13 protein-coding genes are annotated in these 12,606 nt (G+C 29.5%); 2 read left to right on the top strand and 11 right to left on the bottom strand.

Annotated features, from left to right (window positions below):
- Positions 1 to 58 precede the first annotated feature (58 nt).
- The 10 genes from IC219_RS11135 to IC219_RS11090 form a co-directional block, all read right to left on the bottom strand.
- Positions 59 to 1,234, bottom strand: coding sequence for an acetyl-CoA C-acetyltransferase (locus IC219_RS11135; protein ID WP_227434022.1), 1,176 nt, complete (start codon positions 1,232 to 1,234; stop codon positions 59 to 61).
- 91 nt (positions 1,235 to 1,325) lie between these two features.
- The gene (locus tag IC219_RS11130) at positions 1,326 to 2,171 is read right to left on the bottom strand and encodes a 3-hydroxybutyryl-CoA dehydrogenase (protein WP_227482163.1); all 846 of its coding nucleotides are present in this window, start codon (positions 2,169 to 2,171) and stop codon (positions 1,326 to 1,328) included.
- A gap of 100 nt (positions 2,172 to 2,271) precedes the next feature.
- Entirely contained in the window at positions 2,272 to 3,069 is a 798-nt protein-coding gene (locus IC219_RS11125; protein WP_227831263.1) for an enoyl-CoA hydratase-related protein, read from the bottom strand.
- 18 nt (positions 3,070 to 3,087) lie between these two features.
- Positions 3,088 to 4,098, bottom strand: a complete 1,011-nt coding sequence (locus tag IC219_RS11120; protein WP_227831264.1) for an electron transfer flavoprotein subunit alpha/FixB family protein — start codon at positions 4,096 to 4,098, stop codon at positions 3,088 to 3,090.
- A 17-nt stretch (positions 4,099 to 4,115) separates the two neighbouring features.
- Positions 4,116 to 4,898, bottom strand: coding sequence for an electron transfer flavoprotein subunit beta/FixA family protein (locus tag IC219_RS11115; protein ID WP_227434018.1), 783 nt, complete (start codon positions 4,896 to 4,898; stop codon positions 4,116 to 4,118).
- Positions 4,899 to 4,954: 56 nt separating this feature from the next.
- Positions 4,955 to 6,091 carry an acyl-CoA dehydrogenase gene (locus IC219_RS11110; protein WP_227434017.1) on the bottom strand — a complete coding sequence of 379 codons (1,137 nt, stop codon included), beginning with the start codon at positions 6,089 to 6,091 and terminating at the stop codon, positions 4,955 to 4,957.
- Between the two features lie 695 nt (positions 6,092 to 6,786).
- Positions 6,787 to 7,254, bottom strand: a complete 468-nt coding sequence (locus IC219_RS11105; RefSeq protein ID WP_227831265.1) for a YbaK/EbsC family protein — start codon at positions 7,252 to 7,254, stop codon at positions 6,787 to 6,789.
- 85 nt (positions 7,255 to 7,339) lie between these two features.
- Entirely contained in the window at positions 7,340 to 7,882 is a 543-nt protein-coding gene (locus tag IC219_RS11100) for a hypothetical protein (RefSeq protein ID WP_227434015.1), read from the bottom strand.
- Between the two features lie 35 nt (positions 7,883 to 7,917).
- Positions 7,918 to 8,613 (bottom strand): ABC-2 transporter permease, encoded by a 696-nt coding sequence (locus IC219_RS11095; RefSeq protein ID WP_227482160.1) that lies wholly within the window; start codon positions 8,611 to 8,613, stop codon positions 7,918 to 7,920.
- Complete coding sequence (locus tag IC219_RS11090) at positions 8,613 to 9,473, bottom strand: ABC transporter ATP-binding protein (protein WP_227434013.1); 861 nt, start codon at positions 9,471 to 9,473, stop codon at positions 8,613 to 8,615. Before IC219_RS11090 ends, IC219_RS11095 begins: the two co-directional genes overlap by 1 nt.
- 136 nt (positions 9,474 to 9,609) lie before the next feature.
- On the opposite strand from IC219_RS11090, the gene IC219_RS11085 reads away from it, so the two are divergent.
- Together IC219_RS11085 and yfcE are read left to right on the top strand one after the other, a co-directional pair.
- Entirely contained in the window at positions 9,610 to 10,410 is an 801-nt protein-coding gene (locus IC219_RS11085) for an NAD(+)/NADH kinase (protein ID WP_227434012.1), read from the top strand.
- 23 nt (positions 10,411 to 10,433) lie between these two features.
- A complete protein-coding gene (gene yfcE, locus IC219_RS11080) occupies positions 10,434 to 11,000 on the top strand; it encodes a phosphodiesterase (RefSeq protein WP_227434011.1) in 567 nt (188 codons plus the stop codon).
- 372 nt (positions 11,001 to 11,372) lie between these two features.
- Here the strand turns inward: yfcE and IC219_RS11075 are convergent, their stop codons facing one another.
- Complete coding sequence (locus IC219_RS11075; protein WP_227434010.1) at positions 11,373 to 12,425, bottom strand: cell wall-binding repeat-containing protein; 1,053 nt, start codon at positions 12,423 to 12,425, stop codon at positions 11,373 to 11,375.
- Positions 12,426 to 12,606: the final 181 nt, after the last annotated feature.

Genomic DNA, 12,606 nt, shown 5'->3' with positions numbered 1-12,606 from the left:
ACTCTTACAGGTTAAGTTCATGGTTAAATGTTTAATTTTTAAAAATTATAATCTAAAACTATCTTTTAACTATTAAAGTAGTTCCCATTCCACCACCTATACAAAGTGTAGCTAAACCAGTTTTAGCATCTCTTCTCTTCATTTCATATAAAAGTGTAGTAAGTATTCTTGCTCCTGAGCATCCTATTGGATGTCCTATAGCTATTGCTCCACCGTTAACATTAACTTTAGCCATATCTATGTTTAAATCTTTTACTACGGCTATAGATTGAGCAGCAAATGCTTCATTAGCTTCAACTAAATCTATATCTTCAATAGTCATATTAGCAGCTTCTAAAGCTTTTTTAGTTGCTGGAACTGGTCCATAACCCATTATTGTAGGGTCAACACCAGCTGTTCCATAAGAAACTATAGTTGCAAGAGGTTCTATTCCTAACTCTTCAGCTTTTTCTTTAGCCATTACTACTAACATAGCAGCACCATCATTGATTCCTGATGCATTACCAGCAGTAACTGTTCCATCTTTTTTAAATGCAGGTCTTAATTTAGCAAGTTTTTCTATTGTAGTACCAGGTTTAATATACTCATCTTTGTCTACTACAGTGTCACCTTTTCTTCCTTTTATAACCACTGGAACTATTTCTTCGTCAAATTTTCCTTCAGCTTGAGCTTTTTCAGCTTTATTTTGACTTGCAAGGGCTAATTCATCTTGTTCTTCTCTAGTTATATTCCATTGCTCTGCTATATTTTCAGCAGTTATACCCATGTGATAGTTATTGAATATGTCTGATAATCCATCTTTTATCATTGAATCAACAAAAGCAGTATCACCCATTCTTGCACCATATCTAGCACTTGGTACTAAATAAGGAGACATACTCATGTTTTCAGCTCCACCAACTAGCATTATATCAGCGTCCCCTAATGCTATAAGTTGAGATGCCATTGAAACAGATCTTAATCCAGAACCACAAACTATATTTATAGTCATAGCTGGTTTTTCTACTGGTATTCCTGCACCTAATGCTATTTGTCTTGCTATATTTTGACCAAGACCTGCTGTAAGTACTCCTCCTAAAAGTGATTCATCTATCATATCTGGAGTTATATTAGCTCTTTTTATAGCTTCTTTAGCTGCTGTTATACCTAAGTCTACTGCTGAAACTGATTTAAATGCTCCTCCAAAACTTCCTACTGCTGTTCTAGCTGCACTGGCAATTACTACTTCTCTCATATTCATTACCCCCATTAAATTAGATTTTTATCAGATTTTTGAGATTGTTTTTTTTTAGACAATATCAGTTAAATTTTTTAGATTTCAGTTCTTATTTATTATAATCATAGAATCCTATTTTAGTTTTTCTTCCTAATTGATTAGCTCTAACCATTTTAGCTAAAAGTGGATGAGGTCTATATTTAGTGTCTCCAAATTCAGTGTATAAAACGTTCATTATAGCTAAAACAACATCTAATCCTATTAAATCACCTAATGCTAAAGGTCCCATTGGATGGTTTGCACCTAGTTTCATAGCTTCATCTATTTCTTCTTTACTTGCAACGCCATCTGCATATATACCAACAGCTTCATTTATCATAGGTATAAGTATTCTGTTTACTACAAATCCAGGAGATTCAGATACATCTACTGGTACTTTATTGATACTCTTAGATAATTCAAATACTGTATCAAAAGTAACTTTTGATGTTAATTGACCGCTTATAACTTCAACTAATTTCATCATAGGAACTGGATTGAAGAAATGCATTCCTATAACTTTATCTGCTCTATTAGTAGAAGAAGCTATTTCTGTTATAGATAATGATGAAGTATTTGTTGCTAAAATAGTATCGTCTTTACATAACTCATCTAATAATTTAAAAACATCTTTCTTTATGTTCATATCTTCTACAGATGCTTCTATTATTAAGTCCATGTCTTTCAAATCTTCATAGTTAGTAGTTGAACTAACATGACTTAATATTTCTGCTTTTGTAGCTTCGTCCATTTTTCCTTTAGTAACCAATTTAGTTAAATTTTTATCTAATAAGCCTAAACATTTATCTATAGCACCTTGAGTTCTACTCTTTAAACATACATCATGACCACAACTTGCAAAAGTTTGTACAATACCACTTCCCATAGTTCCACTACCTATTACAGCTAATTTCATAGTTATAACCTCCTGTTATTTTAGTATTTATATTCTGTTAACTAGATTAAAGTATTTATTCAATCTAGTTAACAGCAAATATATTTTTAATTAGATTTGTTTATCCTTTTATAAAGTTAGCTTCTCTTTTTTCAATAAAAGCTGACATTCCTTCTTTTTGGTCTTTAGTTGAAAAACAAAGTCCAAAGAAATTAGATTCTATATCTATTCCAGTATCTATATCAGTTTGAGCACCAAGTTGTATAGCTTCTTTAGAGTATCTAACTGCAAGTTGAGCATTTTTAGCTATTGTTTTAGCTAGTTTTTCAACTTCTTCCATTAAAGCTTCTGGCTCGACAACTTTATTTACTAGCCCTATTTTTTCAGCTTCATCAGCTTTTATAACTTGACCTGTAAAGATTAATTCTTTTGCTTTTGCCAGTCCAACCAGTCTTGTAAGTCTTTGAGTTCCTCCATACCCTGGAGTTATTCCAAGGGTTACTTCTGGTTGCCCAAATTTAGCTTTAGCAGATGTAATTCTTATATCACAAGCCATTGCTAGTTCGCATCCTCCACCTAAAGCAAATCCATTTACAGCTGCTATTATTACTTTTTTACTATCTTCTATTTCTCTAAAAGCTTTAGCTCCTAGAAGACTAAAATCTTTAGCAGCTACAGCATCTAAATCTTTCATATATGCAATATCTGCTCCAGCTACAAATGCTTTTCCTTCCCCTGTCAGTATTACTACATCAATAGTTTCATCATTATTAATATCAGCAAATACTTCATAAAGTTCTTCTAAAGTTTTTGAATTTATTGCATTAAGGGCTTTAGGTCTATTCATTTTCACTGTACATATATTTTCATTTACTTCAACAGCTATATTCTCATAAACTTTAACATCGCTTGTACTCATAATACCCTCCCCAAGAAATTAGTTAGCTAAAACTTCACCTTTTTCTTTTGCAACACTTAATTGACTTATAAGTTCTGGAAGTACTTTGTGAACATCTCCAACTATACCAACATCAGCATATTTAAATATTGGAGCTTCTGGATTTTTGTTTATAGCAACTATAAACTCAGCATCTTCCATACCAGCTATATGTTGTATTGCTCCAGATATACCACATGCTATATAAAGGTCTGGTCTTACAGTTTTACCAGTTTGACCAACTTGTCTTGCTTTATCTAACCATCCTGCATCTATAGTTGCACGAGAACCAGAAACTTCTCCACCTATAACTTCAGCTAATTCATAAAGTATATCTAAATTTTCTTTTCCGCCCATTCCACGTCCAGCAGAAACTAATATTTTAGCATCTTCTATTTTAACTTGTTTTTTAGCTTCTTTTATTATTTCTACAACTTGAACTAATTTGTCAGCCTCAGTAAATTCTACTTTAAAACGATTAATTACAGCTTCTCTAGTTTCATCAACTTCATTTTTCTTCATAACGCCTGGTCTAACTGTAGACATTTGAGGTCTGAAATCTTTACAAACTATTGTTGCCATTATATTTCCACCAAAAGCAGGTCTTGTCATTAATAATAATTTTGTATCTTCAGCTACTGCAAGTCCTGTACAGTCAGCAGTAAGTCCTGTATGTACTCTAGCAGATACTCTAGGTGCTAAATCTCTACCTATTGAAGTTGCTCCAAATAATACAACTATTGGGTCCGCTGCTTTTATTGCTTCATATGCAGCCTTTGTATATGGTTCAGTTGTATACACTGCTAAAGCTTCCTCATCTACTACTATTACTTCATCAGCTCCATAATGTGCTAATGTATCTATTAAATCTTCTACCTTACTACCTAAAAGTAATGCAGAAACTTTTGTATCATAATCTTTGGCTATTTCTGTTGCCTTTCCTAATAATTCTAAAGAAACAGTTTGAATTACATTTTCTCTTTGTTCTATTACTACTAAAACATTACCCATTCTTTATCCCCCCTTAATTATATGATATATTTTTCTTTTAATTTATCTATAATAATTCCAGCTGATGCTTTTGCATCTTCGTTGTATATTGTACCAGCTGGTTTAACTGATTTCGTAAATGATTTAAATACGCTAGTTGGAGAACCTTTTAGACCTAAGTTAGAAGGGTCAACTTCTATATCTTTTACAGTCCAAGTTTCTACTACATCATTTTCAAAAGAATCATATATTCTTCCAACCTTCATGTATCTTGGTGTGTTCATATCTTTAAGAGTTGTTATAAGGCATGGCATTTTAACTTTTAAGTCATGACAACAATCTTCAAATTGTCTTTTTACTAAAACATATTCGCCTTCAGTTTTTATTTCTTCAGCATATGTTATTGATGGAAGTTTTAAATGTTCAGCTATTTGAGGTCCAACTTGTGCAGTATCACCATCTATAGCCTGTCTTCCAGCTATTATAATATCAAAATCTATATTTTTTAATGCTCCTGCTAATGCTGATGAAGTTGCCCAAGTATCAGCACCTGCAAAGGCTCTATCTGTTAATAATATTCCTCTATCTGCACCCATTGCTAAAGCTTCTTTTAAAGCCATATCTGCTTGAGGAGGTCCCATTGTTATTACAGTTACATGAGCTCCCATTTCTTCTTTTAATCTTATCGCTTCTTCTAAACCTGCTTTATCATCAGGGTTTATTATACTTGGTACTCCATCTCTAATTAAAGTACCTGTATTAGGATCTAGTTTAACTTCTGTTGTATCTGGAACTTGTTTTATACAAACGACTATCTTCATAAATCCTTCCTCCATATCTATTTTAATATCGACCTATTGTGTATATTTTAATATCTCTATTTTAATAATTTTCCTGAAATAACCATTCTTTGAACTTCACTAGTTCCTTCATATATTTCAGTTATCTTAGCATCTCTCATCATTCTTTCTACTGGATAATCACGAGTGTATCCATATCCACCATGAAGTTGTACAGCTTTTGTAGTAACTTCCATAGCTGTTTCTGCTGCAAATAATTTTGCCATTGCTGCTTCTACTCCATAAGGTTTTCCTAAGTCTTTATTTATAGCTGCTTGATATACAAGATGTCTAGCCGCTTGTATTCTAACTTCCATATCAGCTAATTGGAATTGTGTATTTTGGAATTTTGATAGTGGTCTACCAAACTGTACTCTTTCTTTTACATATTTAACTGTTTCATCAAGAGCACCTTGTGCTAAACCTAAAGCTTGTGCTGCAATACCAATTCTACCACCATCAAGAGTAGACATTGCTATCTTAAATCCTTGGCCTTCTTTTCCAAGTAAATTTTCTTTAGGTATTCTACAATCTTCAAATATTAATTCACTAGTAGCTGAACCTCTTATACCCATTTTCTTTTCTTTAACACCAAAGCTAAATCCAGGAGTTCCTTTTTCAACTATAAATGCTGAAATTCCTCTATTACCTTTAGATTTATCAGTCATTGCCATTACTACATATATGTCACCAGCTATTGCATTTGTTATAAATATTTTTGAGCCATTAAGTATGTATTCATCTCCATCTAAAACAGCAGTAGTTTGTTGTCCAGACGCATCTGTACCAGCATTAGGTTCAGTAAGACCAAATGCTCCTAATTTTTCACCACTTGCTAATGGTCTTAAGAATTTTTGTTTTTGTTCTTCATTACCATATTGATATATAGGCCATGAACCAAGAGATGTATGAGCTGATAATATAACTCCTGTAGTTCCACAAACTCTAGACAATTCTTCAACAGCCATTATATAACCTACAGTGTCTCCACCTTCTCCACCATACTCTTTTGGATATGGTATACCCATCATTCCTGCTTTTGCCATTTTTTCCACTGTTTCATAAGGAAATCTTTCTTCTTCATCAAGCTCTGTTGCTAAAGGTTTAACTTCATTTTCAGCGAAGCTTACATATAACTCTTTAAGCATCTGATATTTTTTAGAATTTAAATCCATAATAGCCTCCTCAGTATTTTATAAATATTTTATTTTCATTTATTAATTAAAATCTCGGCAACATCTATAATAAAGTATTTGAGTATACGTCGAGAAATTTATAACCTTAATTAAAGTCCGCCCTATATTTATATGCAATTATATTAACCGATTATGACATTAATTTAATTATAAATTGTTAATTTAAAGTCAACTGTTCTTAAAAAAAATCTCGCTTTTTGGAATTTTGTGAAATTTCAAGCTAGAATAAGACTTCTCTCACAATGGTTATAGATAAAATAATTTGTTTATGATGTTCATTCTAGGGTATATCAATAGTAAATGTTATATATATTAGTATTTCAACCCATATATAAATTTTTTCTATCATATCAAAATTATTTTAATAGAGCTAAATAATCATATTTTTTCGTGATTATTTTTGTTTTTTAAATATCTTACATTTATAATAGTATCACTCAAAGGATAATTTTTCAATAATTTCTAATTATTTTTTTAACAATATTTACTACATTTTTTCCATTTTTTTGTCATTTTTTTATTATTTTGAAGAAAAATCAGAATTTTTTAACTTTTTTTTGGATTATTAGTTTAAATTAGATTTTTCTCTTAGATTTATAAATATTTTCCACATAAAAATATCCCCACACAGATTGTATACAGGGATATTTTTTTACTAATTTTCACTATATTTTTTACCAATTTTTACAAACATCTACCCATTTCTCACACTTAGAAAATTTCTCTATTTCATCACATGTAAGTTCTATTGCTGAATTACTGCTACCACATGCAGGAAATACTGTATCAAATCTCTTCATTGAATCATCTAGATATACTTTTAAAGGATTTTTTAAACCAAATGGACAAACACCACCAATAGCATGTCCAGTAAAATCTAGAACTTCTTCTGGTGCTAACATTTTAGCTTTACAACTAAACTCATCCTTGTATTTTTTATTATCAATCTTAGCATCTCCAGCTGTAACAATTAAAATTGCATCCTCTCCTATTTTAAATGAAAGAGTCTTAGCGATTCTAGCTGGAATAACTCCTGCTGCTTCTGCCGCAAGTTCTACAGTAGCACTAGATTGTTCAAACTCTAGTATGCTATCTTCCCTTCCAAATTCTTTAAAATACTCTCTTACATTGCTTATTGACATTGAACACCCTCCTAACCTGAATATTTATAAATTTCATACTATTTTAATTATATATGCAATAACTTTATTTTTCAATTTTTTCAAATTACTCCATAACATTAGAATTCCATACATCATTATTTTTTCTAACTACTAGATATAAACCTTTTGCGATAGGCATTTCCACAGTAAATTCGCCCTTATATTCTACACTCATACCAGAGTCATTAAAATACCTGTAGTCAAAGTTTAACCCCTTTGGAATCACAAAATCGACATAACCTTGATTATTCGACTTTATCCCATAGTTTAAGGTTTTTTCAGTTATAGAATTTTTTTCATTAAACAAATCTATATTTACATAATAAGAGCATTTATTCTCTCCTTTTTTACTCTCAATACAATTCTCAAATCTCATTTTTGCACTGTTTAACCTATATCTGTATTTACTATTATTACTTATTTTGAATCTTATAACAGTACCAATTTCTTCACTTCTTCTGCTATCAAAATCAAAAACAATTTCCTCTAAATGATTTATTTCATAATCTTTGACACTTACCATATCTCTATATGCTAATTTATTTATAGCTATGAATAGTGTAAAAACTCCCAAAATAAAAATTGAAACTTTTATAAACTTATTCATTTCTAATCTCCTTATATTTTACGCTATAATATTAATTAAAAACTTTTATAATTAAACTTATTTTTTTTTGAAATCTTAATAGAAAAATACATAGATATTATAAAAATTATTATAGTCAAAAATGTAATACTATATAGATTTATATATCTAGTATTAGTCATATCAGTAATATAATTTGAAAGGTATACGCCTCCTACCTTACTATAATTAACATGCTTTACTTGATATACTATCATACTAACCATTCTTAAAATACTCCCATATACAAAATAAACTAAAATACTTATTATTAATCCACAAATTTTCATTTTGCCATATCCAAATTTAAAAAATAAAGGAAGTACTATTGATAAAATTGCTAAAAATATATTTATAGAAAAGAACACATCATTTAAAACCATGCTTCTAAAAAACACTAATGATGTCAATTTACTTATTAAAGATGCAATTGTTGTTATAAAAATTATTAATCCCACACCTAATAAATACTTTGAATACACTATATCTTCAATACTAACTGGCATACTTCTTATAAATATTCTTGAATCACTTTCATAATCACATTCAAATGTATTTACAAAAATCAAATAACTTATGACAACACTTACAGTATAATACGAAATTGAATTAAGGAAAAAATAAAAAATAAAAAATAGCAATATGTACTTCAAATTACGAATCCCATCTGAACTAACTCCTACTATTAAATCTTTTCTTATCAAATTGAACATTATTTCACCTCATTTACATAATAATACATTAGTTCTTCTATAGTAGGATTTTTAACTTTATGTTTATCAATTTCTATCAATAAGCTTTTTACTTTTAAGCTATCTCCAACTTTTAGTAGTGCTTCACTATAATATTTATACTCTTTTACACCCACTATATTTTCTTTAATTTCGTCTAATTCTGCTTTATTTGCCCTAATTATTTTATATTCCTGCTCTATCATATCTTTCTTTATTGTAAAAATTTGATTTCCTTTATTTACAAAAATAAGATAATCCGCAATCCTAATTAAATTATCAGTATTGTGAGTTGAAATTATTACACTACTACTTCCATTTTTCACAAAATCTTTTAGATACTGCATTATTTCTTTTCTTACAATTGGGTCTATTCCAGCGGTTGGTTCATCCAAAATAAGTAGTTTTGCATTATGGCTAAGTGCATTTGCTAACATAAGCTTCTCAGATTGTCCTTTGGATAAATTCTTAATATGTATATTTTCTTCTATTTCAAATTTTTCAAGATATTCATCAAATCTTTCTCTATCAAAATTACTATAAAATAAAGATACTATTCTTCTAAACTCTTTTACCTTCAAATGCGGATAAAATTGTAAAGAATCATATACAAAACCAATATTGTTTTTAAAACTTACTGGAGAGTTGTCAATTGTTTCATTACAAAGTTCAATTTCACCTTCATCAGCATCAATAATCCCCATTATAATTTTTATTAAAGTTGTCTTTCCAGAACCATTTGGTCCTATAACTCCAATAATCTCTCCTTCTTTTAATTCCAAGTTTATATTATTTAATTTAAATTTACCTAATTTTTTTGTGATATTTTTTACCTTAAACACGTCTTCACCTCTTATGTAATTTTTTATACCCCCTATACATATTTTAACACATTCACAACAAGCTAGGTCATTTATAAATTTATAAATTAAGAATTATAAAACTATGTTATAATACAAAGTATGAAGAGGTGAATATATGAAAAGAATTATAACTATAAATGCAAACCAATTAAATAAGTCCCTTGAGACTAAAGAACTCTTAACTAGAAAACTTGTCAACGCTGGCTTTGAGGTGTATTCAGATATTTATCCAGATACAGAACTTATTATATCAATTGGCGGTGATGGCTCTTTTTTAAGAACAGTTAGAGATTTCGATTTTCCTGAAATTCCCATAATGGGTATAAATACAGGACATCTGGGATTTTTTCCTGATATTTTACCAGATAAGATTGATAGCTTTATTGAAGCTTATATAAAAAAGGATTATATTATTCAAGAAATGTCACTTCTTAATGCTGAAGTATATACAACTACTAGCGGCTCTAACATGCTTGCTGTAAATGAAGTTGTTATAAGAGGAGACAAGTCTAGAACTATACATCTTAATCTAAGCCTTGATGATAAACATATACAAAATTTTAGTGGAGATGGTATGATTATTTCTACTTCCACAGGTTCAACCGCCTACAACTATTCTGCTGGTGGTAGTATTGTTGATATAAAACTTGAACTTATGCAGATTACACCTTTACATCCAATAAACACTAATGCATATAGATGTTTTACATCAAGTATAATATGTTCAAATGAATCTGTTATAAAAATTGCACCAGAATACAGATTTGAAGATTCATTATTGATTGTTGTTGATGGGGTTGAACACAGATTTAGACAAATTGAAAATATAAAAGTTAGCATGTCTGATGCAAAAATAAAATTACTTAGGATGTCAAATTACGAATTTTGGCATAGAGTATCTGAAAAATTTTTATAGACTGCACTTAGGAGGATTTTAATATGAAAATAGGAATAATGAGTGATACTCATGGTAGTTTACTTTACTTTGAAAAAGCATTAAATGTATTATCTGATTGTGATATCCTTTTACATGGAGGAGATGTATTATATCATGGTCCTAGAAATGATATTCCAGAAGGATATAACCCTAAAAAATTTATTGAAGTATTAAACAAATTAGAAAATATTATAATTGTTAAAGGTAACTGTGATGCAGATGTCGACCAGATGGTAATAGAACATCCTATTCAAAGTCCTTATGTCATGAGCCAATTTGGAGAAATTAGGATTATATTAAATCATGGTTATACAGAAACAGAAGAAGAAATTATTGATAAATCAAAGAAAATGGGTGCTGACATATTAGTTTTAGGACATACTCATGTAAAGAAACTATATATGGATGACAATTTAATAGTTATAAACCCTGGAAGTACTTCTATCCCCAAAGATGGAAGCCATTCTGTAGCAATTATAGATATTATAAAAACTGATGATGAAGATGAACTTGAACTTGATATCAATTTAATCGATATTAATACTGGAAATATAATCAATATTAACTAAATGTAGTATTCCATAAGAATGTATTAAAAACGTTAAAGGCTAATATTTAAAACATATAGAGTAAATTTAATTACAAAAGTAAAATATATTATAAAAAGACACTTTACACTAAAGTGTCTTTTCTATTCTATATCATCAGAAAACTGTATAACAACATACGATATTGTAAAGTATCACAAAATTTCTACTAATTATGTTTTAAATAACTTCATCTGTATAACCTACAATATTATAAAGTGTATATTTGCACAAAAACAAGTAAACTAGGCTATTTGCAACTTAATTAGAATTTCAAATACATTAATTCAAACTTCTAATTAAACATAACTTAGTTTACTTGTCTCTATTATATAATATTGCTAATTGATAAAACTACTGTAATCCTAATGCTTCTGTATAAGGATTACTATTTTTTCCTCCACCAACTTGTACAAACTTATTTGCTTTTACTTTCTTTATAAAACTTTGTTGCCCATTACTTAAACTTCCACTTGCAAGAATGACAGGCGATTTTGTTTTTGCTGCCAATACTCCAGCAGCAAGCCCATCAACTAAATCAGCTTCTCTACCACTTCCATCCTTTGCAAAATACATATTACTAACCTTACTTAATTTTCCATAAAATTTTTCTAAAACTTTAGCATTTGTGTCTTTTCTATCTGTTCCAGCTAGTCTTTCTGAATTTACTAGTTGTCCCTCAAGTTTTTTGCTTATATTATATTCTCCACCTATTATGTATGTCTCATTTGAATTTTGTGTTATAAAACTTTTAGCCTCACTTCGTATACTATCTTTACTTGCATATATTATAGCCATATTATCACTTGCAGCTGGACTTGATATAGAAGTTGCATCTGCTAGACCATTATATCCATTAACTACTGCTATTTTTGAAACGCCTAAATCTCCTGTATCATCCAATTGTTTAGTAAGAAGCAAAGAAGTTTCTTCTCTATCTGCTCCTCCAATTCTGCTTACTAAAACACCTATATCTTCAAGATATTTTTTTACATTTGATGAAATTGCTCCTTCACTTCCAATTAAAATAATTTCTTCAGGATTAAGTCTTGTTATCTCATCTGCTACATTTTCTGGTACATTATTTTTATTAGTAAGTAGTATTGGAGCATCCAATTTGCTTGCCAAAGGAGTTGAAGCTAGTGCATCTGGTAATGAATTTGAATTTACTAGAAAAACCCTCTCTGAGCCATTATTCCATCCACTTTGAGATATTTTTATAGCTGTATCAAATCTATCTTCCCCAATTAACTTTTCTCCCTTTGGAGATTTTCTGTTTTGAATATAGCTATTCATATTTTCCTGCGAATTTTGATTCTTGCTAGTTGTATCTGCATATACACAGCTAGGCATTACAAGCCCTAATACAAGTGCAAATACCATTATTTTTTTAGATTTAATTTTCAATATAATTCCCCCTTATTTAAAATATTAATACTTATAGACACTCTGCAATACTTATTTATACCCCAAAGTAAATATAATTACCTTTTATCAAGATAATTATAAAATAGCTACATCATCTTAAATACAAAACAAACTTATAATCCATTTGTTTCATAAAGAATGATATAGCTATTATAACTTT

The sequence above is a fragment of the Clostridioides sp. ES-W-0018-02 genome (assembly GCF_020658175.1).
Classification (GTDB): Bacteria; Bacillota; Clostridia; order Peptostreptococcales; family Peptostreptococcaceae; genus Clostridioides.
Note: the sequence above shows the minus strand (reverse complement) of the source record. Positions and strands in the feature narration are given on the sequence as shown.